This window comes from Nonomuraea sp. CA-218870, from assembly GCF_050936535.1.
GTDB lineage: Bacteria > Actinomycetota > Actinomycetes > Streptosporangiales > Streptosporangiaceae > Nonomuraea > Nonomuraea corallina.
In genome coordinates, this window is sequence record NZ_JBNJMN010000001.1 from 2,421,430 (window position 1) to 2,444,262 (window position 22,833).

Sequence of the window (22,833 nt, forward strand, 5' to 3'; positions counted from 1 at the left end):
GGGGCAGGCTTCCAGCCGGGTCGGCACCATCCGCTGCAGCGTGGCGAGTAACCGCTCCCGCTCAGGTCACGTGGTCTGACCGCGTCCTCTTCACCCCCCGGGCCCGGCGCCGGGGTCCCGCTCCTCCCGGGCGGAGGTGAAGCGGCGGGCGGACTCCGACTCCTGGGCGAGACGGCGCAGCGACTCCAGCGCCCGCCCGTACAGGACCGTGCCGAGCACCAGCGCCTGCACGGCGGCGTCGCGGTCGTCGCTCAGCGGGATGGCGTCCAGTTCGACCTCGCGGACCAGCCGTTCAGCCGTCTCCGCGTACGCGCGGATGTCCTTGCCCAGGCCGAGCCGGCGCATCCGCGCCATGGTCTGCGTCAGCTCGTCCCGGGACGGGGCCTCGGGGCTCACCTGCCAGCCGAGGTCGGAGATGAGCGCGTCCACCTCGGCCCTGGCCGCCTCCCATTCGGGCGTCGGCTCCGGCTCGACCTGAGGGGTCAGCGCGTGGTGGGCGGTGCCCAGCATGTTGTGGAAGGGCAGCGACTCGTCCTCGATCGCGGCCACGACCTTCTTCACGGTCGCGATCGGCAGCTTCCCGACCTCCACCAGAGCCCTGATCAGCGACAATCTGCGCAGGTGGGAGTCGTCGTACTCGGCGCGGGTGGCGGCCACCTGCTCGCCCTGGTGGAGCAGGCCCTCGCGCAGGTAGTACTTGATCGTGGGAATGGCGACGCCGGACCTGGCGCTCAACTCGGACATCCGCATCTCTTGGAGAGTAACACTATCCATGCCGTGCCAGGTGGCGGGCAGAGCTGAGCAGATCATGCACGTCGGCCTGCCGGTTCCACAGCAGCACCACCTCGATCGGCGGCACCTCCTCCACGATGGGCACGAACGCCAGCGGCTCCGGCACCGGCGTACCCTCCCGCACGCACAGGGTGTAGCCGGCGCCGTCGGCCACCATCGCGACCACCAGCTCGTGCGTCGCCGCCGACGCGCCCAGCCGGGGGTGCAGCCGGTGTCGCACGAACGCCTCCAGAAAACGCCGCGCCCCCGCCACCGCCTCCGACTCCGGCATGACCAGCGGCTCCGCCGCCAGCTCCGCCAGCAGCAGCCGCTCCCGCCCGGCGAGCCGATGATCACGGGGAAGCAGCGCGCGCACGGGCGAACGGTGCACCAGCATGCGGGCCACCCCACGCGGCAGCGAGCCCGGCGCGTACCCCAGCCCGGCCTGGAGCGTTCCGTCCATCAGCGAGACGATCTGCTCGGCCGTCCCCATCGGCGCCACCCGCAGCCGCGCGTCCGGCAACGGCGACAACAGCCGCGCCACCACATCGCTCAGCCCGTCCGCCACCCCCAGCCGGGTGCACTGCCCCGTGCGGCGGGCGGCGGCTACCGCCCGGTCGAACGCCTCCACCGCCACCGTCGCCTGCGCCAGGAACGCCTCCCCGGCCTCGGTGAGCTGGACCCCGCTGGAGGACCGGGTGAACAGCTCCGCACCGATCTCCTTCTCCAGCGCCCGCAGCTGCTCCGACAGCGTGGGCTGGGCGATGCGCAGCACGGCCGCGGCCCGGCGCAGGCTGCCGGCGCGGGCGATCGTGATCGCATACCTGATGTGCCGTAGGTCCATCGCTCACCTCGGGAAGGTTGATGGCACCTCTGTCTTACAGAATTGGACAAGCCGCGTGAAGTGGGAGAGTCGAATCCCGTGGGCCTGATGCCGTGAATCTTTCATTATCGTGCCGCAACTTTTCGACCCGATACCCTGCCTCTCTGCCCAGGGGGCCTGCCTATGGGCGCCCTGACAGTGCTTTTAGTGCCGGACCGGATAGGCCCTCCATGCGGGCCGTGCTGGACCGTTACTGACGCCACTTCTAATCTCCGAGCACTCGGCACTTCCGAAACGGAGAGGTGTGAATTGACCGTACGCTCGAAAGGACGTCGCCCGCTGGCGTCGATCGCCGCCGCCCTCGCAGCCCTGGCCGTCGCGCTCCGGCGGCTACGGGGCGCTGACCCTGCTGGAAGGCACGGTGGCGTTCGACGACGGGAACACGAGGTACCGCTACGCGCTGCGCCTGTGCTGGCAGCACGCCTACCCCGCGCCCTACTTCCAGATCTACGTCAACGGCGCGAACCAGACATGGCCCGTGGAGAACCGGCACCACGACCGCCCCTGGGTGCCAACGCGTCTTCCTGTACAACGCCGAGGTGGAGTTCGGCAGCACCGTGAGCAACGTCCGCTTCGACGTCCCCGTGCTGAGCGGGGACGCCGCACCAGAAGGAGCCGCAGTCTCTTCTCGGAACACACTCAGCACGGTCACGGCGATGACATTATGTGATTATGCTCGCACTCCAAGTGAGATCCTTCAATACCGCGGGCCCCTGTGATCCCCGGCTCCACTACGTTCTCCCACCCGCTCCTCGGCTTCCCGAGGCGCGAGCGCTGATCGACATGGATCGCCACTTCGTGCTGCACGCGCCCCGGCAGACCGGCAAGACGACCACGCTGGAAGCCCTGGCGTCCGAGCTGAACGCCGAGGGCGACATCGCCGCCCTGATGTTCTCCTGCGAGCGCGCCAAGTCGGCCGGCGACGACTACGCCGCGGCGGAAGAAATCCTGCTGAAGTCACTCCGCCAGGCCGCCGAGTGGGCCGGATGGCCGGAGGAACTGCTGCCGCCGGAGTCCTGGCCGCATACCCCGGCGGGCACCCTGTTCGGTACGGCGCTGACCGAGTGGTGCCGCCGCAGTCCGCGCCGGGTGGTGCTGTTTCTCGACGAGATCGACGCGATACAGGGCAACAGCATGGTCAGCATCCTCAGCCAGCTCCGTGAAGGCCACAACGCACGGCCGCAGGGCCGTCCTTTCCCCGCGTCCGTGGTGTTGTGCGGGTTGCGTGACGTGCGTGACTACAAGGTCGCCTCGGGCGGCGAGCCCGGCCGGTCGAACCCGGCCAGCCCGTTCAACATCATCACCAAGTCGCTGCGTCTGAGTGACTTCACCGCCGACCAGATCGGCGAGCTGTACGGCCAGCACACGGAGGCGACCGGCCAGGAGTTCACCAAGGACGCGGTGGAGCGGGCCTTCGAGCTGACCCAAGGGCAACCGTGGCTGGTCAACGCCCTGGCCCATGAGATCGTCTTCGAGATGGGCGTGACCGGCGCCGTCACCGCCGGGCAGGTGGAAGACGCCAAGGAACGGTTGATCCGGGCGCGCGCCACCCATCTGGACGCCCTCGTGGCGCGGCTGCACGAACCACGGGTGGAACGGGTGATCGAACCGATCGTGGCGGGCACATGGCCCAGCGCGGACACCTCTTTCGACGACGACGTCTCCTACGTGCACGATCTGGGCCTCATCCGGGGGACCAGGGATCTGGAGATCGCCAACCCGATCTACCGAGAGGTTCTGCTCCGGGTTCTGGGCGATCGTACGGAGCGGTTCGTCAAGGCCGATCCGCGCAGCTTCGTGCTGTCCGACGGCCGGTTCGACCTGGAGCGGCTGCTGCGGGAGTTCGTCGTGTTCTGGCGCGAGCACGGCGAGGTGCTCATCCGCCAAGAGGGCTATCACGAGGCGGCCTGTCAGATCATCCTCATGGCATTCCTGCACCGGCTGGTGAACGGCGGCGGCCAGCTCGACCGGGAGTACGCGGCCGGGACCAAGCGTCTGGACGTGCTGGTCCGTTGGCCCTACACCGGGCCGGACGGTGTGCGGCTGGTGCAACGGGAGGCGATGGAGCTGAAGGTCTGGCGGGCGGGTAAGGACGACCCGCTGTCCGAGGGGCTCGCCCAGCTGGATGAGTATCTGGACCGGCTCAGCCTCACCACCGGCGTGCTGGTCATCTTCGACCGGCGGCCCGAGGCTCCGCCGTGGAAGGAACGCGGCTGCTTCGAGCAGGCGGCCACGCCGTACGGCCGCCAGGTCACCGTTCTCCGTGGGTAGTCTCAGTCGATTCTCGCCACTGGTCGCGGCTGTATGACTACGCCTGCAGTTGATACCTGGATGAGGAAATCTGAATTACCGTCGACTCGAAAATCTTGCCCGTTGGGTTTCGCTCGTAACTTCGCAGAAGTTACAGCTTTTAGGTTCATTTTATTTGTGATCTATGTCATGTTGATCATGATGATCTTCCGGCTGATGATCAGGGCCGACAAGCCAATTCACTCCGATTGAGGTCGTCAGTGAACGAGTTAGGCAGAAGACCCCGTACCATCAGCAAACCCAAACGGAGGCTCGCGGCCGCAACGGTGCTCACGGTGGCGGCATCGTTGCTGGTCACCGGGCCCCGTCAGGGAAGCCGTCGCCGACCCTGATCCGCAGAACGCCAAAGCCACGGACCCTGCGGTGACCACGTTCCCGCGGCCCGAGGACCCGGACGCGGCCCTGCGTGCCGCGGTGGAGCAGGCGCGCAAGGACAACAAGCCCGTCGCCGTCGAGGACGCCTACACGAAACCTCCCGCACCTGGGCGTACCCCGACGGGCACCTGACCACCGAGTCCTACTCCGGCCCCACCCAGCTCAGGCAGGGCGACGGCTCGTGGGCGTGGATCGACACGTCCCTGATCGAGCAGAACGGCGTGCTCAGGCCCAATCACACAGAGTACTCCTTCGATTTCACTTACTGGCACGAGAATGCTCAGAGCCGCTATAAAGTGCGTTACCAGACAACCCCGGTCAAGCACGACCTGTGGTGCAAGATAGAAAGAGATTACGGGGGCATGTACCCGATCAACTGGAATGGTCGCAGTTACACACCGGTCGGGTGCTACCACAAGTCCACGCTCAAGAAGCCTCCACTTTCCTGATGAGGTCTCGCCCCGTTCACCATGAAACGGTGAACAACTCGGAGTGAATCGTGTGCTGGTGCCGGCATCTTGACAAGGGGCCGGCACCAGCACACTCAGTAGATTGTGAGGACGGTGTCTTGGCACTCGTCAGCCGACGTCGAATATTTATGATCATATCGACCCTTACCGCCCTGGCCCTGCTGTCTGTTTTCGTTTACCAAGCTTCTGGGCCATGGACTGACTTATCCACGGCGCGGGCGAAGCTCGTCCTGGCGAACGCCTTCGCTGTTTCTCGCCCGGACTACCGTATTCGCGCCGATCCGTCGAAGGAGGCGGACATCGGCCCCTGGGGCGGCACCGTTCCCTTGCTGGTTGATCCCCGTTCCGCCTATCCGCTGAACAAGGGGGACGAGGCAACTCGTCAAGCAGCCGTCGAACTCCTTCCCTCCGGTGACGTCTCGGCACCGCACCTGAGGCCCTGGTACCTGACTTCGGTCATCAGTAGTTCAGGGGAATCGGCGCCGATCGGGCTTACCCCGAAGGATCAGGGCCTTGTCGACCTGCCTGACAAGAACAAGTACCTACGCGCCTTGGTCATGGTCGAACTCTCTGCCTCCACCTCCGCGAAGATTGTCGACGCCTGGCTGCTGAACGGTATCGACGTAGCCATCTTTCGCCTGCAGAACGACTCCAAGGGGTCGGTTTCCTGGGATGACTCGTTCTGCGATGACAAGAGTCTGCCATGTGCGAGTGACCATCCCATGCCCGCGTCCGACGGTTTCAAGTTGTGGGTCTCGACTCTCCGGGACGAGGACGCGCCGCTCCTCGCTCAACTCAATCTGGACCTGGGTGAGCTGCGCAGACTGTCCCGAGCCGGAACGGTCGAGGGATTTATCGCAAGCGTCGAGCTCGAAGAGATCAAGTCGCTGTCGCAGAACAGGCAGGTCGAATCGGTCGAGATAATCTCGGTAAGCCTGGGAGACGGGCGAGACTAAGGTGCCGGCTGATCTAGCGCAGCCGTCGCGCTGATGCTCGTGTTCCTGACCGGCTGTGAGTCCGACGGTCGCGACGTCCATGCGGGCGATGGGCGCGAGCACTTCTATGTCGTCGCGACGTTGGCCGCGCCGACCAGGTGGCAGAGCAGGGCTGCGGTCCAGCCGGTGCCCGTCCCGATCTCCAGCACTTGGGTTCCGGGTTCAGGGTCGAGCAGTTCCAGGAACTGGGCGACGATGCCAGGTGCGGAGCATGACGACGTGGAGTCACCGGGGGCGGTTCCTATGTCGGTGGCGCCGTCATCGAGTTGCGTGATGATGGGGTTGTCGGAGTAAACCGCGTCCCACCAGCCGCGGGGGTCGGCCTCGCGGTCGATGAGCCGCGGGTTCTCGCCACCGAGGCCCGCCAGGGCGACGGGCGGGATGAACAGGTGACGGGGAACCTCGCGCATCGCGTCGGCGATCCGGTGGTCGAGGGGGGGCCAACTCCTGGATGAGCGCCTCCGTGCGGTTGAGTGCGCTGATCACTTCTCCTGCCCGCCCTGTTCGCCGTTCTTGGTGTGCTTGCCCTTCCCTCCGGGCCAGGTGCCATCCGTCGATTTCCCCGGCTGGCCTGTCTTGGTCAGCGGCTCGTCCTTCTTCGGCTTGCCTGCGTGCTTCCCGCTCACGGCGATCTCCCCTCGGGGTCTCGGTGACTCCACGTGAGCGCAAGGTTACGACAGGGCGTGGAAACGGGATTCGGTCGAGAATGATTTTTCCACCGGCACACGGAAGGCGGCGGTGAGCGTCACTATCACCGCGTGAACCTTCTCGGCCGGATCGGGACCGTGCGCCACGAGCTGCCCGGCGCGCTGACGGGCAGGGACGACCAGTGGGCCGACGTCGGCCGGGAGATCCTGCCCGGTGACAGCCTGGAGAAGGTGCTGGGCGTGGTGGCGGGCAACGACCTCCGGCTCCTCCGGGAGACCGCCGGCCAGCTCGACCTGGCCGCGGTGGAGAAGGCGGCGCAGGCCCCGTCGCGGCGGAGTGACGGGATCGCGGCGGCTCGCCTCGGAGGCGGAGTTCACGGCGTGGCGGCGCCGGTGAAGGCGGCGTGCACCGCGGCCGCGCGGTCTTCCGGCAGGTGGTCGCGGGCCGCCAGCCAGGCCGCCGCGCCCGCCGCGTCGCCCGCCGTGCGCACCTGCTCGCCGCCCAGCAGTTCCAGGACGCGGGAGCGTACGGGACCGTCGTTGGTGAGCACGCTGCCCGCGAGGACCACCGGCCCCGAGACGTGGACCCGGCGGACGGTGGCCACCAGGTGGTCGGCGGCCTGGCGGGTGATCGCCAGGGCGGCGGGGTCGCCGTCGGCGGCGGCCCGGCTCACCGGCGAGGCGAGTTCGGCCAGGCGCATGTGGCCGCCCTGGACGAGGCGGACGAACCGGTCGGCGGTGTCGCGTGCGGTGGCTCCGCGCGAGTCGCCGAGGAAGTGGCGCAGCACCAGTTCCGTCAGGTCGTCGGGGGAGGACGTGTCGAGGGCGGCGGCGGTGTGCCGGGCGGCGGCGCGGCCGATCCAGAAGCCGGAGCCCGCGTCGCCCAGCAGCCAGCCGAGCCCGTCGGCGATCCGGTCGAGCCGGTGTGACCTGATGGCAGCCGCCACCGCGCCGGTGCCGGACAGCAGGAGGGAGCCGTCCGGCTCCGGTGAGCCCGCGGCGTAGGCGATCTCGACGTCGCCGGAGAGCCGAGGGCCCGACGGGATGCCCAGGTCGGCCCAGGCCTTGTCCAGGCCGGGGAGCATCCGCTGGACGTGCCCGGCCACCCCCGCGAGCGACCTCACCACCTGGGAGCCGTCGTGGCCGGCGAGGGCCTGGCGCACCGCGCCGGCGATGGCGGCCACGGCCTTGTCGAGGCCGTGCGCGGTGGGGTTGCCTGCGCCGGCGAGCGCGTACCCGACCCGGGTGCCGTCGAGCGTGTGGACCGCCACGCGGGTGGCCGTGGCGCCGGCGTCGACCCCGACCACGAGCGGAATAGTCACGATCAGATTGTGGGTCTTGACGTGACCAGTAAGCAAGAATAATTTTCGCCGAAGGCCGAATGTTCGGAAGGAATGTTCGTGACTCCTGGTGCCCTGGGCCGTATCGAGACCGAGCTTCCCGTTCTGCCCGAAGCGCTGCGCAGGGTGGGCGAGGTGATCCTCGACGACCCGGCGGAGGCCGCGCGGTCGACGATCATCGCACTGGCCGAGCGTTCGGGCAGTTCGCCGGCGACCGTGACGAGGTTCTGCCGGGCGTTCGGCTTCTCCGGCTACGCCGAGCTGCGGGTGGCGCTGGCCACCGAGACCGGCCGGGCGGCGCAGGCCGGGTGGGGCGCGGGCGTGGGTCACGAGATCGGCCCGGACGACCCGATCGACGTGGCCATCGAGGTGATCGCCGCCGCCGACGCCCGGCTCATCCAGGACACGGCCGCCCAGCTCGATCCCGAGGTGGTCTCGAAGGTCGCCGACGCCGTGGTGGCCGCCCGCCGGGTGCTCCTGGTCGGCGTCTCCACCAGCGGCAACGTGGCGACCATGCTGGAGGGCCGGCTGCGCCGCATCGGCATCCCGTGCTGGAGCGCGTACGACGCGCACGTCGCCCTGTCGGAGGCGGCGCTGCTGCGCGACGGCGACGTGGCCATCGGGATCAGCCACCGGGGCCGCACCCGCGAGGTGATGGAGTCACTGGCCGAGGCAGGCGGCCACGGCGCGCTGACCGTGGCGGTCACCTCGTTCGCCCGGTCGCCGCTGGCGGAGCTGGCCGAGCTGGTGCTGACCACCGCGAGCAGGGAGACCACGTTCCGGCTCGGCGGGCTGGCCGCCGTCCACTCCCAGCTCTTCGTGCTGGACACCGTGTACGTGGCGGTCGCGCAGCGGACGTACGAGCGCACGAACGAGGCGTTCGAGCTGACGATCGCCGCCGTGGAGAGTCACCGGGTGGAAAGAGGCTGAATGACGTACGCAACCGTGGCGCTGGAGCTGGCCCGCGAGGTCGCCGAGAGCCAGGCGGAGCCGGTCGGGCGGGCCGCCGCGGCGCTGGTGACGGCGCTTCGCGCGGGCGGTGTGGTAAACGCTTTCGGTTCCGGTCACTCCGAGGCCATCGCCATGGAGATCGCCGGACGCGCGGGCGGGCTGGTGCCGAGCAACCGGCTCTCGCCCAGAGACCTCGTCCTGTACGGGGGAGAGCCGCCCGGCGTGCTCACCCCCGAGCTGGAGCGGGACGCCGAGATCGCGTACCGGATCTACGCGCTGGCGCCGGTGGACCCGCGTGACGCGTTCGTGCTGATCTCCAGCTCCGGCGTCAACGGCGCGGTCGTCGAGCTCGCCTCGCTCGTCAAGGAGCGCGGCCACCCGCTCATCGCGATCACCTCCGTCGAGCACAGCGGACGGATGACCTCACGTCATCCGTCCGGCGGCAAGCTGCTCGACCTCGCGGACGTGGTGCTGGACAACGGCGCCCCGTACGGGGACGCGGTGCTGGAACTGCCCGGCGGGGGGACCTACGGCGCCGTCTCCACCATCACCTCGGCGCTGCTCGCGCAGCTCATGGTCACCGAGACGGTCGAGCGCCTGGTCGCGCTCGGCGAGACGCCGCCGATCTACCTGTCGGCCAACGTGATCGGCGGTGACGAGCACAACAGAGCCCTGGAGAGCCGGTACGCAGGACGCATCCGACGTTGAGTCAGACAAGTCAGGAGTAGGGACCCATGGAGAACACCCCCCAGATCACCCGCCGCGGCCTGCTCCGCGCGGCGGCCCTCGCCCCGGTGGCCGGCGCGCTCGCCGCGTGCGCCACCCCCCAGACCCAGGCCCCCACCTCGTCCGCCGCGCCGGCCGCCACGAGCGCGGCCAACCCCTTCGGCGTGGACGCCAAGAAGCCGCTGGAAGTGTGGATCTTCGACGGCGGCTTCGGCGACGCCTACGCCACCGACATCCACCAGCCGCTGTTCAAGACCAAGTATCCCGACGTCGCGATCAAGCACAGCGCCACCAAGGAGATCACCAAGGTCCTGCAGCCGCGCTTCGCCGGCGGCAACCCGCCCGACGTGATCGACAACTCCGGCGCCAACGCCCTGGACATGGGCGCGCTCGCCCAGGACGGCCAGCTCCAGGACCTCGGCCCGCTGCTGGACGCGCCGAGCTGGGACGACCCGAACGTCAAGGTCAGGGACACCCTGGACCCGGCCGTCGTCGACTTCGGCACCCTCGACGGTAAGTTCCTCAGCGTCGGCTACGTCAACTACATCCACGGCATCTGGTTCTCGCAGAAGGCGTTCCGCGACAACGGCTGGGCGGTGCCCAAGACCTGGGACGAGTTCCTGGCCCTGTGCGAGACGATCAAGAAGTCGGGCAAGATGGCGCCGTTCACGTACGCGGGCAAGCATCCTCAGTACCTGTACGAGCCGCTGCTCACCATGGCCGCCAAGATCGGCGGCAGCGAGGTGCTGGTGAACATCGACAACCTGGAGGACGGCGCCTGGACCGCCGAGCCGGTGCTCCAGTCCGCCGAGGCGTGGGCCGAGGTGGGCGCCAAGTACCTGATGGAGGGCACCGCCGGCCTCGACCACGTGCAGACCCAGACGGCGCAGAACAAGTACCAGGTCGCCATGCTGCCGAGCGGCTCCTGGCTGGAGAACGAGCAGGCGACCACCACGCCGGACGACTTCGAGTACGGCATGTTCCCCATCCCGGACTTCACCGCCTCCGACAAGTTGCCGTACGGCACCCTGCACACCCGGCCCGGCGAGACCTTCATCGTGCCGTCGCGCGGCGCCAACCCGCAGGGCGGCGTGGAGTACCTGCGGGCCATGCTGTCGAAGAAGGCGGCAGGCGACTTCAGCGAGCTGGTCCGTACCGTGTCCGTGGTCAAGGGCGCCGGTGAGGGCCGCGACCTGACGCCGGGCGCCAAGAGCGCCACGGAGGCGCTCGCCGCGGCCGGCGCCAACACCGTCCACTTCCGCTGGCGTCAGTGGTACGCCCAGCTCCACGACGAGGCGGTCGCCGCGACCGGTCGGCTCATGAGCGGCGGCGCCACCGCCAAGGAGTTCGTGGAGCGGCTGCAGAAGAAGGCGGACGAGCTCAAGGCCGACTCCTCGATCAAGAAGTACCGGCGTTGATGTTCGCCAAGTACCGCCGGGGGCTGTTCATCCTGGCCTTCCTGGCGGCGCCCGTCACGCTCTACCTGGTGTACGTGATCTCCCCGTACCTGCAGGCGTTCTACATCGCGATGACCGACTGGCGGGGGGTGAACGCCACGCCCGCCTTCATCGGGTTCGACAACTTCATCCGGTTGTTCGCCGATGGGGTCTTCTGGAAGGCGGTCACCCACAACGCGGCGCTGCTCCTGCTGCTGCCGCTGCTGACGATCGTCATCGCCCTGTTCTTCGCGTTCCTTCTCAACGTGGGGCGCGAAGGGCAGGGCGTGGGAGGCGTGGCCGGGTCGGCGTTCTACCGGGTGGTGTTCTTCTTCCCGCAGGTGCTGGCCGTGACGGTGGTCGCGGTGCTGTTCCAGCAGGTGTTCCGGCCCGACGACAGCGGCATGCTGAACGCGCCGCTGATGGCGCTGGGGATGGGCCCCGTCGGCTTCCTGTCGGACCCGGACGTCGCGTTCTGGTCGGTCCTGGGCGTCATGGTGTGGCAGGCGGTCGGCTTCTACGTGGTGCTGTTCTCGGCCGGGCTGGCGTCGATCCCGCGCGACATGTTCGAGGCCGCGCGGATCGACGGGGCCGGCCGGTTCAGCCTCTTCTTCCGCGTCACGCTGCCGCTGCTCTGGGACACCGTGCAGGTCGCCTGGGTCTATCTCGGCATCCTGGCGCTGGACGTGTTCGCGATCGTGTGGGTGATGACCGACCAGCACGGCGGGCCGGACTTCTCCACCACGGTCATGGCCACCGAGATCTACCGCAACGCGTTCCAGTACTTCCGCTTCGGCTACGCCTCGGCGCTGGGCGTCGTGATGTTCTTCTTCACCATCGGCTTCGCGATCCTGTCGCTGCGCCTGTCCCGCCGCGAACGAATCGAGTACTGACGCTTATGACGACGACATCGTGGACGGCCGCGAACTCACGCAGGCTCGCCCGCCGGGAACGCCGCCGGCGGCTCGGGCCGCTGGACGTCCTCACCCATGTGGCCCTGGTGGTGTGGACGGTGCTGACGGTGGTGCCGATCCTGTGGACGTTCCTCGCCTCGGTGAAGAGCGAGGACGAGATCTTCGGCGACGCCTGGTCGCTCCCCGCCGCCCTGCGGTGGGACAACTTCGCCCGCGCCTGGGAGCAGGCGCACATCGGGCAGTACATGCTCAACAGCGTCATCGTGGTGTCGTTCAGCACGGCCGGCACCATGCTCGTCGGGTCGATGGCCGCCTACGTGCTGGCCCGCTACCCGTTCCGCGGCAACCGGGCCGTCTACCTGCTGTTCGTGTCCGGTCTGGCGTTCCCGGTCTACCTGGCGCTGACGCCGCTGTTCTTCGTGGTGCAGAACATGGGGCACGTCCCGCTGGTCGGCCCGTTCATCGGGCTGAACACGCACGCCGGGCTGGTGCTGGTGTACATCGCGTACTCGATGCCCTTCACCGTGTTCTTCCTGTCGGCGTTCTTCCGCACGCTGCCCACGGCGGTCGCGGAGGCGGCCACCGTCGACGGGGCCTCGCACACCCGGGTGTTCTTCCAGATCATGCTGCCGATGGCCAGGCCGGGGCTGGTGAGCATCACCATCTTCAACGTGCTCGGCCAGTGGAACCAGTACCAGCTTCCGCTGGTGCTGCTGCAGGAGCGGGACAAATGGGTGCTCACCCAGGGCATCGCCGACATCTCCACCGCGGCGGGCTACGACCAGGACTGGGCGGCCCTGTTCGCGGCGCTGACGTTGGCCATCCTGCCGATGCTGGTGGTGTACACGGTCTTCCAGCGGCAGATCCAGACGGGGCTCACGGCGGGGGCGCTCAAATAGGCAATAGTGAATAAGGCTCGCACGTGAGGGGCGGTGGGCCTACGCTTCAGGATGTGATCGGCGACATCCGCGCGTTGCTGGCCCGCCACCTCCCCGGCTACGAGGTGGACACCGTCGTCCCCGCGGGCCAGGGCCTGGACAACACCGTGCATCTCGTCAACGGGGAGCTCATCGTCCGGGCGCGGGTGGCCGACCCCGCCGCCGTCCGGCGCGAGGTCGCCCTCCTGGCCGCGATCAGGGACCTGGTCGAGGTACGGGTTCCCGAGGTGCTGTTCGGCGACGACAAGGAAGGCGTCATCGCCTACTACGCGCTGCCCGGCAAGCCGCTCGACCAGCATCCCGTACGCGACCCGAAGCGGCTGGCCGAGCCGCTCGGCAGGCTGCTGAGCGCGCTGCACGGCGTCCCGCAGGAGCGGGCGCGCGAGCTCACCCCGCTCGACGTCTACCCGGCGCCGACCCTGCTGCACGACGCCCAGTTGGAGTACCGCGACGTCGAGAGGCACGTGCCGCAGGAGCAGCGTCCCCTGGTGGAACGGTTCCTGGCCGCAGAGCCGCCGCCGGAGCCGCGCGAGCTCCGGCTGTGCCACAACGACCTCGGCGCCGAGCACCTCCTGGCCGACCCCGAGACCAGCGCGCTGACCGGCGTCATCGACTGGACCGACGCCGCCGTCACCGACCCGGCCCACGACTTCGCCAAGCTCTACCGCGACCTGGGGCCGGAGGTCTTCGACCTGATCCTGGCCTCCTACGACGGGCCCTTCGGCGCCGAGGACCGGCGGCGGGCGCTGTTCTACGCCCGCTGCGGCCTCATCGAGGACCTCGCCTACGGCCTCAGCACCGGCCCGTCCCGCTATGCCGAGGCGGCCCTGGCCCACCTGGAGTGGACCTTCACGGGCTGAGCTCGGCCCGTAGCGTCGCGGCCGCCGCCACCACGTTCGCCAGCGCCGCCTCCACCTGCTCGTAGGTGCGGGTCTTCAGCCCGCAGTCCGGGTTGACCCAGACCCGCTCGGCGGGCAGCACCGCCAGCGTCCGGCGCAGCAGGTCCTCGACCTCGGCCGCGTCCGGCACCCGCGGCGAGTGGATGTCGTACACGCCCGGCCCCAGGCCGCGCCCGAACGACCCGACGGCGTCCAGGATCCCGGCTCCCGACCGGGCCGACTCGATCGTGGTCACGTCCGCGTCCAGCCCGTCGATCGCGGCCAGGATCTGACCGGCGTCCGAATAGCACAGGTGGGTGTGGATCTGCGTGCCGTCACCGGCCCCGGAGGTCGCCCTGCGGTACGCGGCCACCGCCCACTCCAGGTAGCCGGCCTGCGCGGTGCGGCGCAGGGGCAGCAGCTCGCGCAGCGCCGGCTCGTCCACCTGGATGATCGGCACGCCGGCCGCCTCCAGGTCCCGCACCTCCTCCCGCACCGCGTCCGCCACCTGGCGCACCACCTCGCGCAGCGGCAGGTCGTCCCGGACGAACGACCAGGCCACGATCGTGACCGGACCGGTGAGCATGCCCTTGACCGGCCGGTCCGTGAGCGACCGCGCGTAGGCGGCCCACCCGACGGTGATCGGCTCCGGCCTCGCCACGTCCCCGTGCAGGATGGGCGGCCTCGTGCAGCGCGACCCGTACGACTGGACCCAGCCGTTCCTGGTCACCGCGAAGCCGTCCAGGTGCTCGGCGAAGTACTGCACCATGTCGTTGCGCTCCGGCTCGCCGTGCACCAGCACGTCCAGGCCGAGGCGCTCCTGCAGGCGGACGACCCGTTCGATCTCGGCCCGGACCCGGCTCTCGTACTCCTCGGGGCCGAGCGTCCCCGCCGCCACGGCCGCCCGCGCCGCCCGCAGCTCGCCGGTCTGCGGGAACGACCCGATGGTGGTGACGGGCAACGGCGGCAGCCCGAGGCGCGCCGCCTGCGCCGCCGCCCGCACCCTGTACGGACTCCGCGCCCCGACCGCGCCGTGATCCTCGTCCCCGGTCGCGCGGGCGTGGTGGCCGGCGTCCGGCTCATGCGGCGCGCCCCTGTCGTGCGCCGCCGTCGTGCCCGCGCGGGCGAGGGCCACCACCTCCGCCACCTTCTGCTCGGCGAACGCCAGGCGCTCCCGCAGCGCCGGGACCAGCTCGGGCTCGGCCGCCACGTCGTACGGGACGTGCAGCAGCGAGCACGACGTGCTCACCACGACCTGCCCCGCGAACGTGCGCACCGCCTCCAGCGCACGGGCCGCCCGCTCCGGGGGCGTCCGCCACACGTCCCGGCCCGACACCACGCCGGCCACCACCGTCCTGCCCGCGAGCGCCTCCAGCCCGTCGAGGCCGCCGCGCACCAGGTCCACCCCGACGGCCTCCACCGGCGTCGCCGCCAGCACCGGCAGCGCCTCCCCGAGATGTCCGAAGTACGAGGCCACGAAGAGCCCCGGCCGCGCCGCCGCGTTCCCCAGCCGGTCGTAGGCCACGCGCACCGCCGCCAGCTCCGCCGGCGTCCGGTCCGCCACCAGCGCGGGCTCGTCGAGCTGCACCCACGCCACGCCCTCGGCCGCCAGCGCCCCCAGCAGTTCCTCGTAGCAGGCGAGCACGTCGTCCAGCCGCGCGAGCGCCGCCGCCGGGTCCGCCGACAGCAGCAGGAACGTGACCGGCCCGACCACCACGGGCCGCGTCTCGTACCCCAGCGCCCGCGCCTCGCGCACCTCGCCCAGCGGCTTGGCGGCGTCCAGCTTGAAGGCCGTCTCCGGCCCGACCTCGGGCACGATGTAGTGGTAGTTCGTGTCGAACCACTTCGTCATCCGCAGCGGCGCGAGCCCGTCGGTGCCGCGCGCCATCGCGAAGTACGGGTCCGCGGCCTGGAGATAGCGCTCCGGCACCGCACCCAGCAGCACGGCCGTGTCGAGTACCTGGTCGTAGAGGGAGAACGTGTTCGACGGGAGCCCTTCCAGGCCCAGACCGGCCAGCCCGCGCCAGGTCCGTTCCCGGATCGCGGCGCCCGCCGACTCGAGGTCCGCGCGGGTGGACCGGCCGTCCCAGTACGACTCCAGGGCGCGCTTCAGCTCCCTGTGAGGGCCGATCCTCGGATATCCGAGCACGGTGGACTGCGGGAAGGCGGGCATCGCATCGCTCCTCAGGTGATCGTGAACGTCTGGGCATCGTGCACGGCCCTGCCTGCTTGGTGCATCATCTATTCGTGTCGCTTATGACAAGGGAGACGCAGTGCTTCGTCAGGGTGGCGGCGCGGCTCAGCTTCTCCGGCGCCGCGGCCGACCTGGGCCTGTCCCAGCCCGCCGTCAGCCAGGCCGTCGCCCGCCTCGAACGCGCCACCGGCGTCCGCCTCTTCGAGCGCACCGCCCGCGCGGTGCGGCTGACGGCGGCCGGGGTCGCGCTGCTGCCCTACGCCGAACAGGTGCTGGAGTCGGCCGCCGCCTTCGCGTCCGAGGCGTCGAGGCTGGCCCGTCCGGTCATTCACCTCGCTTATCCACCGCTCGCCGGTCCGCTGGCCGCCCGCATCGCGCGGCGCATGGCCGGACGCACCCCGCCGGTGGCGGTCGAGCTCCACCCGGCGGGCCGGGCCGCCGCCGCGGCCGCCCTCGACGAGGGCCAGGCGTCGGCCGCGATCCTGGCCACGCCGGCGCCGGCCCGCTTCGTCACCGCCGCCCGCTTCCACGTCACGGTCGACCACCTCGCGGTCCCGCCCACCCACGCCCTGGCGTCCCGGGGCGGGGTGTGGCCGGGGGAACTGGCCGGGCTCGTCGTGCTGACGCCCGGCGGGAGACGGTGGGAAGGGCTGCCAGGACATCCGCGTACGGTCCGCGACGACGACTTCGCGGCCGCGCTCGACCTGGTCGCCGCCGGGACGGGAGTGCTGCCGATCCCGCACCTGCTGGTGCGGAGCGTGCGGCGCGACGACGTGGTGTTCGTGCCGCTGGAGGGCGCCGGCCTCCAGCTCACGTACGCGCTGGCCTGGTCCAGGGAGCGGGTCACCAACGAGCTGCTGGCGCTCGTCCAGGCGACGCAGGACGCGCTGTGGACCAGGTGATCAGGTGAGGTTCTTCAGCGCCTCCCGGCGGCTGAGACCCGAGATGCCCTTCGCCCGTACGTAACGGACCACCTCGTCCGGGTTCGTCTTGGCGTACTCGCGCAGCGCCCACCCGATCGCCTTGCGCGCGAAGAAGTCGTTGTCCGACAGGCTCGGCTCGATGCACGCGTACAGCAGAGCGGTGTCCGTACGGGACTTGAACCGGTTCTGGCAGAGGATGGCCGTGCGCCGCTTCCACAGGTCGCCGGCGTGCGCCCACTCCAGCATGAGCGGGCGCATCGCGTCGGGGAAGGCCGCCAGCAGCCCGCCGACGCGGTGCGTGGCCAGCTCGTCCACCAGGTCCCACCAGGCGCCGCTGACGATCATCTCCTCGTACATCGGGACGGTGGAGAGGGTCTGATAGTCGCGGTAGAGGCGGAAACCGGTCAGCTCGATCGCGGCGTAGCGCTCCTCGCGGAACTCGGCCTCGCGCCACAGCCGCAGCACCGCCTGCCGCCACTCGGGCGCGGTGCCCAGAGGATGGTCGGCGAACACCTGCCTGAGCGCCGCCCGCCGCGGCCCGGCCTGGACGCCGAGGAACGGCATCGCCGACTTCATGTAGGCCCGCATGGCGGCCGCCTTGTCCGGCTCGGCCGCCTTCCGCAGGGCCAGCCGCACCTCTTCGGTCAGGCTCATGCCCGGTGCGACGTCCGGTGGCCGGTGGCCAGACCGTCGAACAGGACGGTGACGAAGTGCTCGGCCAGCTCGCCGGTGTCGAGCCGGCCGTCGGGACGGAACCAGCGCACCGCCACCCAGATCGTGTCGCGGATCATGCGGTAGGTCAGCTTGGGGTCGACGTCGTCGCGGAGCTGTCCGGCCGCCTGGCCGGCCCTGATCTGCGACACCCAGATCTGCTCGACCTCCTCCTCGGCCTTGACCAGGTAGTTGAACCGCTCGAACTGGCGCAGGTAGTTCCAGTCGTTCTGCATCACGGTGATCGCGGCGCGGTGCGGCTCCAGCGTGGCGAACCCGATGCGGACCATCTCCGTCAGCACCGTGCGCGGGTCGGAGCCGCCGTCGACGGCGGCGCGGTAGCGGGCCGTGAGATCGTCGAGGAAGGTGGACAGCACCTCGTCGACGATCGCCTCCTTGGAGTCGAAGTGGTGGTAGAGGCTGCCCGAGAGGATGCCCGCCTCCTGGGCGATCTGCCGGACGGTCGTGGCCTGGAACCCCTTGCGCGCGAAGAGCTCCGCGGCGAGTTTGACGAGGTGTTCGCGGCGCTCGGACGCCGCCCCCGAGGAGGCGGTGCCGGAACGTTTCGTCTGGGTGGTGGTGCCGCCGGAGTTCTTTCGCGTTGTCACGGTCACCATTATGCGCCCTCGACCAAGCGCTTGGTGATCGACCGGATCCGCCGACCCCGCCATTATCCTGCGCTCCCGGCGCACGCCGGACCCGGGGCGAACCGGTGCCGGCCCGCGCGTCGTGGCCGCGATCGTCAGCTGACGGGTTCGGGGTCTTGTGTGCGGAGGGTTCGTCCTGCGGAGGACGGGGTGACGTTCGGTAACGCCTCTAGCAAATAAGAAACTTTCCTATTAGATTGCGGTTCATGCCTCTGAGCCGCGATCTCCTCCGCCTGACCGACGCCGTTCTCCTGCCGGGTTTCGCGGGGCACGAGCCGCCCGCCTGGGTGCGCCGCAGGCTCGCCGACGGGCTGGCCGGAGTGGTGCTGTTCTCCCGCAACATCGCCGATCCGGAGCAGGTGGCCCGGCTCACGGCGGTCCTGCACGCCGAGAACCCGCACGCGCTGGTCGGCGTCGACGAGGAGACCGGCGAGGTGACCAGGCTGGAGGCGGCCACCGGGAGCAGCCGTCCCGGCGGGTACGCGCTCGGCGTCGTGGACGACCTCACCCTGACCGAGGAACTCGCCCGCGACCTGGGGCTGGACCTCGCCGCCGCCGGGATCGGCATCGACTTCGCGCCCTCCGCGGACGTGAACTCCAACCCCGACAACCCGGTCATCGGGCTGCGGGCCTTCGGCGCCGACCCCGAAGTGGTCGCCCGTCACACCCGGGCGTTCGTCCGGGGCCTGCAGTCGGCCGGCGTCGCCGCCTGCGCCAAGCACTTCCCCGGCCACGGGGACACCTCGGTCGACTCCCACCACGGCGTGCCCGTCGTCTCGGACGGCGACATCGAGCAGGCGCTGCTGCCCTTTCGCGCCGCCATCGCCGAGGGCGTGCGGGCCGTCATGACGGGGCATCTGCTGGTCCCGTCGTACGATCCGCACCTGCCCGCCACGCTCAGCCCCAAGGTCCTGACCGGCCTGCTGCGCGAGGAGCTCGGGTTCGACGGGGTGATCATCACCGACGGGATCGAGATGACCGCCGTCTCGGGCCCGTACGGGATCGGCGGGGCCGCCGCCCGCGCCATCGCGGCCGGGGCGGACGCCATCTGCGTCGGCGGCGAGAGCTTCGACGAGGCCACGGCGGCCGGGATGCGCGACGCCATCGCCGCCGCGGTGATGGACGGGCTGCTGCCCGAGGAACGACTGGCCGACGCCGCTCGCAGGGTCCGCGAGCTGGCGCTCTGGACCACCTCGGGCAGCACGGCGGACCCAGCGGCGGGGGACGGGGAGGTCGGGCTGGTGGCGGCGCGGCGGGCGCTCCGCGTCACCCGCCGGGCCGACCCGGCGTCGCTGCCGCTGTCCTCCGCCCCGCACGTGGTGGAACTGGCTCCGGAGACGCACCTGGCCATCGACAAGACCACCCCGTGGGGCGTGGCGGCGCCTCTCGCCGGGCTGCTGCCGGGCACCACCGCGACCCGGTTCACCGCCGGTGAGGCGACCGGGCCGGCGATCGAGGACCTGCTCGCCGAGGTCGACGGCCGCCCGCTGGTGATCGTGGTCCGCGACGCCCACCGGCACGCCTGGCAGGCCGAGGCGCTGTTCCACCTGCTCAGTGCCCGCCCGGACGCGGTGGTGGTGGAGATGGGCCTGCCTCACCGCGCGGACCTCGGCGCCGTCCACATCGCCACGTACGGCGCCGCCCGCGTCTGCGGCCAGGCCGCCGCCGAGGTGCTCGCCGGCGGCCTGTGAGGTCACCTCAGCGTGGAGCGCGCGGCGGGGGAGAGGCGCAGCCGGCGCGGAGGCGCCGTCAGGAAGGTGTCGAGGGCGGGCGGGGGGACCTCGTCCTCCGCCCGGGCGAAGCGGGTCAGCCAGACGAACACGTTCTCCCCCTCACGTACGGGCAGCGCCGGGAACGTGTTGGCGGCCGGCTCGGTCTCGAAGCAGGCGATCGGCGGCGCACCGGCCTCGACCAGGGCGGGCGCCACGTGTGAGGCGAAGTGCGCGGCGAACCCGTCCTCGACGTGACAGATCGTGGCGACGTACAGGGACGTGGGGAGCGCGGTGGCGCCGACGGGCGGGCGCGGGGCGTCGGCGGTGAGGGGGCGGGGCCAGGACCAGGCGGGGGCGGCGGGAGCCGAGACGGGCCGGAGCAGGAGGACGTCGTCGGAGTCGAGCATGGTGGCGTTGGCCGCGTCGCGGTTCGCCTTCCAGACGGGACCCGAGTAGAAGGCGGTGAGTGCGGCCTTGCGGGCCTCCATGTCGGCGAAGGCGCGGATCCAGGGGTACTGGTCGGGGTCGTCGGCGTTCCTGAAGTGGCCGACGATCCGCATGCCCGCCGCCTCCTGCGGCTCGACCAACTCCCGTTCGAACAGCTCGATGAGGGTGTCCCGCAGACCAGGGCGCAGCGTGTACTGGCGAAGCTCATAGATCACGCGGTGACGGTAGAGGGCTTCTGTTGACATCCTCTGTCAGCGATAGTCGTAGAACAATCTTCTGATAACTCAATGACACGTCTTGACTACACACAGTTATAGGATCGCTCTGGCTTTGGCCCCCCTCAGGTCAAGGCAGGTCGACGAGGGCGTTCGCCACGCCCTCACCCTACGAAGGAGCTGAAGTGATCAAGAAGTTGTGCGCCACGGGCTTCCTGGTGGCGGCTGTCGGCGTGACGGTGACGGCCGCGCCCGCGCACGCCGACCGCTGGAGCGACAACTGGAGCACCAACACGTCGTCGTGGCAGGCCGGCAACCTCTTCTCCCGCGTCGGCGCGGCCAACTACGGCTGGGGCCGGTCGGTCAACGTCAACAACCTCAACGGCTACGCCATCACGGCGGCCCACGGCAGCACCGCCGTGACCTTCATCTTCTTCTGAACCGGAAAGGACCCGACAGACATGATCAGGAAGCTCGCCCTCATCGGGCTCACGGCCGCCGGTGTCGCCCTCCTGGCCGCCGCCGCTCACGCCGACACCCGGATCGGCAACGGCAGCCGCAACTCCGAGTCGTCCCAGACCGGCAACAACTTCAGCAACATCGGCACCAGCAACCGCGGCGGCGCAGCCGCGGCCAACGTGACCACCATCAACGGCAACGCCGTCGTGCCGACCAACCGCGGCTGGGCCCGCGTCGGCGTCGAGGTCGACTAGCGGATGGAGGCGCCCGCGCCGCCCGGGGGTGCGGGCGCTACCATCGCCGGATGGTTCTGTGTGCGTACGTCACCTTTGACGATCCGGATGGCCACGACGACGAGCGCCAGACCGTCCTGGAGGCCTGGCGCCACACCGGCATCGACGGGCGCGCCGAGCGCTGGGACGACCCGGAGACCGACTGGAGCGCCTACGACGCCGTCGTCGTCCGATCCGTTTGGGACTATCTCGACCGCAGGGACGAGTTCCTGGCCTGGGCCCGCCGCGTGGAGCGGGTCTCCCGGCTGCTGAACCCGGCCGTCGTCCTGGAGTCCAACACCGACAAGACCTACCTGCGCGACCTCGGGGTGCCGATCGTGCCCACCCACTGGTCCTCCCGGGATCTGCCGGATCACGAGGAGTACGTCGTCAAGCCCTCGATCTCGGCGAGCGCCCGCGACACCACCAGGACCGCCGACCGCGCGGAGGCGGCGGCCCGCGCCGCCGCTCTGGAGGCCGCCGGTCGCACCCCCATGGTCCAGCCCTATCTCGACATGGTCGAGTCGGAGGGCGAGACCTCGCTGCTCTACTTCAACCGCCGATTCAGCCACGCCGTCCGGCGCTCGCCCATGCTGGCCCCCGGCATGACGGGCGCGGACAACGTCCGGGCGCAGCCGCGCACACCGGCCCCGGACCAGGTCGAACTCGCCGAGAAGGTGCTCGCCGACATCCCGCAGCCTCTTCTGTACGCCAGGGTCGACCTGGTCCGGCTCCCCGGCGGCGCCCCGGCCCTGATCGAGCTGGAGCTGACCGAGCCGTACCTCTACCTGAATCAGGCCGACGGATCGGCCGCCAGGTTCGCCGCCGCGCTCCGCGAGCTGCTCTAGGCCGTGATGCCGCCGTCCACCGGGATGACCGTCCCGGTGAGGTAGGCGCCGGCCCGCGAGGCCAGGAAGATCGCCGCGCCGGCCATGTCGTCGGCGCGTCCGATGCGGCCGAGCGGCACGGTCGAGGCGATCGAGGCCCGGGTCGAGGGGTCGTTCAGGGCGAAGGCCATCATCTTGGAGTCGAACGGTCCCGGGGCGATCGCGTTCACGGTGATGTGCTCCGGGGCCAGCTGCCTGGCCAGGTGCCGGGTCAGCATGTGCACGGCGGCCTTGGTGGAGGAGTAGGCGTACGTCTCCATCACCGGCACCCTGATCCCGTCGACCGAGCCGACGTTGATCACCCGTGCCGGGTCGTCCTCGCCCGCGGCCTCGCGCAGCCGGGGCAGCAGGCGCTGGACGAGCGTGAACGCCCCCTTGACGTTGATGTTCCAGAGCTTGTCGAAGGCGTGCTCGGGATACTCCTCCAGCGGCGCGCCCCAGGTGGCGCCCGCGTTGTTGACCAGCACGTGCAGCGGCCCGTCGACGGCGGACACCAGCGCGTCCACCCCCTCGGGCGTAGACAGGTCGGCGACCACGGCGGTGCAGCCCAGCTCGGCGGCGGTCTTCTCCACCTCGGCCGCCTTGCGCGCGGAGATGATCACCTTCGCGCCTGCCGTCACGAACCCGGCCGCGATCATGCGCCCGATACCCCGGGAGCCGCCCGTGACGACCGCCGTCTTGCCTTCCACCGAGAACAGATTCATGGTCCGGAGCATGCCATACCGACCGGTT

The 22,833-nt window shown here is 70.3% G+C and carries 25 protein-coding genes; 14 read left to right on the top strand and 11 right to left on the bottom strand.

From position 1 onward, the window contains the following. Nucleotides 1-90 precede the first annotated feature (90 nt). On the bottom strand, nt 91-744 hold the full coding sequence (locus ACQEUU_RS11915; protein ID WP_433064242.1) for a MerR family transcriptional regulator: 654 nt from the start codon (nt 742-744) through the stop codon (nt 91-93). Between the two features lie 22 nt (nt 745-766). Then, a complete protein-coding gene (locus ACQEUU_RS11920) occupies nt 767-1,615 on the bottom strand; it encodes a LysR family transcriptional regulator (protein ID WP_433064245.1) in 849 nt (282 codons plus the stop codon). An 822-nt stretch (nt 1,616-2,437) separates the two neighbouring features. Between ACQEUU_RS11920 and ACQEUU_RS11925 the strand changes: the two genes are divergently transcribed. The 3 genes from ACQEUU_RS11925 to ACQEUU_RS11935 all read left to right on the top strand — a co-directional run bounded on the left by ACQEUU_RS11925 (nt 2,438) and on the right by ACQEUU_RS11935 (nt 5,765). Further along, entirely contained in the window at nt 2,438-3,925 is a 1,488-nt protein-coding gene (locus ACQEUU_RS11925; RefSeq protein ID WP_433064248.1) for an ATP-binding protein, read from the top strand. Between the two features lie 402 nt (nt 3,926-4,327). Continuing rightward, nucleotides 4,328-4,471, top strand: a complete 144-nt coding sequence (locus ACQEUU_RS11930) for a hypothetical protein (RefSeq protein ID WP_433064251.1) — start codon at nt 4,328-4,330, stop codon at nt 4,469-4,471. A gap of 436 nt (nt 4,472-4,907) precedes the next feature. Then, on the top strand, nt 4,908-5,765 hold the full coding sequence (locus ACQEUU_RS11935) for a hypothetical protein (protein WP_433064254.1): 858 nt from the start codon (nt 4,908-4,910) through the stop codon (nt 5,763-5,765). Nucleotides 5,766-5,869: 104 nt separating this feature from the next. Here the strand turns inward: ACQEUU_RS11935 and ACQEUU_RS11940 are convergent, their stop codons facing one another. The 4 genes from ACQEUU_RS11940 to ACQEUU_RS11955 all read right to left on the bottom strand — a co-directional run bounded on the left by ACQEUU_RS11940 (nt 5,870) and on the right by ACQEUU_RS11955 (nt 7,773). Then, entirely contained in the window at nt 5,870-6,214 is a 345-nt protein-coding gene (locus tag ACQEUU_RS11940; RefSeq protein ID WP_433064257.1) for a hypothetical protein, read from the bottom strand. A 72-nt stretch (nt 6,215-6,286) separates the two neighbouring features. Beyond that, on the bottom strand, nt 6,287-6,430 hold the full coding sequence (locus ACQEUU_RS11945; RefSeq protein WP_433064260.1) for a hypothetical protein: 144 nt from the start codon (nt 6,428-6,430) through the stop codon (nt 6,287-6,289). Between the two features lie 45 nt (nt 6,431-6,475). Further along, the gene (locus tag ACQEUU_RS11950) at nt 6,476-6,829 is read right to left on the bottom strand and encodes a hypothetical protein (RefSeq protein WP_433064263.1); all 354 of its coding nucleotides are present in this window, start codon (nt 6,827-6,829) and stop codon (nt 6,476-6,478) included. Then, a complete protein-coding gene (locus ACQEUU_RS11955) occupies nt 6,826-7,773 on the bottom strand; it encodes an N-acetylglucosamine kinase (RefSeq protein ID WP_433064266.1) in 948 nt (315 codons plus the stop codon). Before ACQEUU_RS11955 ends, ACQEUU_RS11950 begins: the two co-directional genes overlap by 4 nt. A gap of 72 nt (nt 7,774-7,845) precedes the next feature. On the opposite strand from ACQEUU_RS11955, the gene ACQEUU_RS11960 reads away from it, so the two are divergent. The 6 genes from ACQEUU_RS11960 to ACQEUU_RS11985 are packed head-to-tail and all read left to right on the top strand — an operon-like array spanning nt 7,846 to nt 13,616. Further along, nucleotides 7,846-8,721: a MurR/RpiR family transcriptional regulator gene (locus ACQEUU_RS11960; RefSeq protein ID WP_433064268.1), complete on the top strand. Its 876-nt coding sequence runs from the start codon at nt 7,846-7,848 to the stop codon at nt 8,719-8,721. Beyond that, nucleotides 8,722-9,450: a sugar isomerase domain-containing protein gene (locus tag ACQEUU_RS11965; RefSeq protein WP_433064271.1), complete on the top strand. Its 729-nt coding sequence runs from the start codon at nt 8,722-8,724 to the stop codon at nt 9,448-9,450. It begins immediately after the preceding gene. Nucleotides 9,451-9,476: 26 nt separating this feature from the next. Further along, a complete protein-coding gene (ngcE, locus tag ACQEUU_RS11970) occupies nt 9,477-10,886 on the top strand; it encodes an N-acetylglucosamine/diacetylchitobiose ABC transporter substrate-binding protein (protein WP_433064274.1) in 1,410 nt (469 codons plus the stop codon). After that, complete coding sequence (locus ACQEUU_RS11975; RefSeq protein ID WP_433064276.1) at nt 10,886-11,797, top strand: carbohydrate ABC transporter permease; 912 nt, start codon at nt 10,886-10,888, stop codon at nt 11,795-11,797. The genes ngcE and ACQEUU_RS11975 overlap by 1 nt, the downstream gene beginning before the upstream one ends. A 5-nt stretch (nt 11,798-11,802) precedes the next feature. Continuing rightward, nucleotides 11,803-12,717: a carbohydrate ABC transporter permease gene (locus ACQEUU_RS11980; protein ID WP_433064279.1), complete on the top strand. Its 915-nt coding sequence runs from the start codon at nt 11,803-11,805 to the stop codon at nt 12,715-12,717. Nucleotides 12,718-12,770: 53 nt separating this feature from the next. After that, a complete protein-coding gene (locus ACQEUU_RS11985) occupies nt 12,771-13,616 on the top strand; it encodes a phosphotransferase family protein (protein WP_433064281.1) in 846 nt (281 codons plus the stop codon). On the opposite strand, the gene metE is transcribed toward ACQEUU_RS11985, so the two are convergent. Continuing rightward, nucleotides 13,606-15,807, bottom strand: a complete 2,202-nt coding sequence (metE, locus tag ACQEUU_RS11990) for a 5-methyltetrahydropteroyltriglutamate--homocysteine S-methyltransferase (protein ID WP_433064283.1) — start codon at nt 15,805-15,807, stop codon at nt 13,606-13,608. The two genes, ACQEUU_RS11985 and metE, sit on opposite strands and share 11 nt — an antisense overlap. An 83-nt stretch (nt 15,808-15,890) precedes the next feature. On the opposite strand from metE, the gene ACQEUU_RS11995 reads away from it, so the two are divergent. Beyond that, nucleotides 15,891-16,730, top strand: coding sequence for a LysR family transcriptional regulator (locus ACQEUU_RS11995; protein ID WP_433071822.1), 840 nt, complete (start codon nt 15,891-15,893; stop codon nt 16,728-16,730). Here the strand turns inward: ACQEUU_RS11995 and ACQEUU_RS12000 are convergent, their stop codons facing one another. Both ACQEUU_RS12000 and ACQEUU_RS12005 read right to left on the bottom strand, forming a co-directional pair. Further along, nucleotides 16,731-17,405 (bottom strand): DNA alkylation repair protein, encoded by a 675-nt coding sequence (locus tag ACQEUU_RS12000; protein WP_433064285.1) that lies wholly within the window; start codon nt 17,403-17,405, stop codon nt 16,731-16,733. It abuts the gene before it with no gap. After that, on the bottom strand, nt 17,402-18,079 hold the full coding sequence (locus ACQEUU_RS12005) for a TetR/AcrR family transcriptional regulator (protein ID WP_433064287.1): 678 nt from the start codon (nt 18,077-18,079) through the stop codon (nt 17,402-17,404). The genes ACQEUU_RS12000 and ACQEUU_RS12005 overlap by 4 nt, the downstream gene beginning before the upstream one ends. 236 nt (nt 18,080-18,315) lie before the next feature. Between ACQEUU_RS12005 and ACQEUU_RS12010 the strand changes: the two genes are divergently transcribed. After that, nucleotides 18,316-19,800 (top strand): glycoside hydrolase family 3 protein, encoded by a 1,485-nt coding sequence (locus ACQEUU_RS12010; protein WP_433064290.1) that lies wholly within the window; start codon nt 18,316-18,318, stop codon nt 19,798-19,800. Nucleotides 19,801-19,802: 2 nt separating this feature from the next. On the opposite strand, the gene ACQEUU_RS12015 is transcribed toward ACQEUU_RS12010, so the two are convergent. After that, nucleotides 19,803-20,483 carry an NIPSNAP family protein gene (locus ACQEUU_RS12015; RefSeq protein ID WP_433064292.1) on the bottom strand — a complete coding sequence of 227 codons (681 nt, stop codon included), beginning with the start codon at nt 20,481-20,483 and terminating at the stop codon, nt 19,803-19,805. Between the two features lie 185 nt (nt 20,484-20,668). On the opposite strand from ACQEUU_RS12015, the gene ACQEUU_RS12020 reads away from it, so the two are divergent. From ACQEUU_RS12020 to ACQEUU_RS12030, 3 genes are read left to right on the top strand one after another with little or no spacing between them, the layout of a single operon-like run. Beyond that, on the top strand, nt 20,669-20,923 hold the full coding sequence (locus ACQEUU_RS12020) for a hypothetical protein (RefSeq protein WP_433064295.1): 255 nt from the start codon (nt 20,669-20,671) through the stop codon (nt 20,921-20,923). A gap of 21 nt (nt 20,924-20,944) precedes the next feature. Continuing rightward, complete coding sequence (locus ACQEUU_RS12025) at nt 20,945-21,196, top strand: hypothetical protein (RefSeq protein ID WP_433064297.1); 252 nt, start codon at nt 20,945-20,947, stop codon at nt 21,194-21,196. Nucleotides 21,197-21,246: 50 nt separating this feature from the next. Next, nucleotides 21,247-22,062: an ATP-grasp domain-containing protein gene (locus tag ACQEUU_RS12030; protein ID WP_433064300.1), complete on the top strand. Its 816-nt coding sequence runs from the start codon at nt 21,247-21,249 to the stop codon at nt 22,060-22,062. Here the strand turns inward: ACQEUU_RS12030 and ACQEUU_RS12035 are convergent. Continuing rightward, nucleotides 22,059-22,805: an SDR family oxidoreductase gene (locus tag ACQEUU_RS12035; RefSeq protein WP_433064303.1), complete on the bottom strand. Its 747-nt coding sequence runs from the start codon at nt 22,803-22,805 to the stop codon at nt 22,059-22,061. The genes ACQEUU_RS12030 and ACQEUU_RS12035 overlap by 4 nt on opposite strands. Nucleotides 22,806-22,833: the final 28 nt, after the last annotated feature.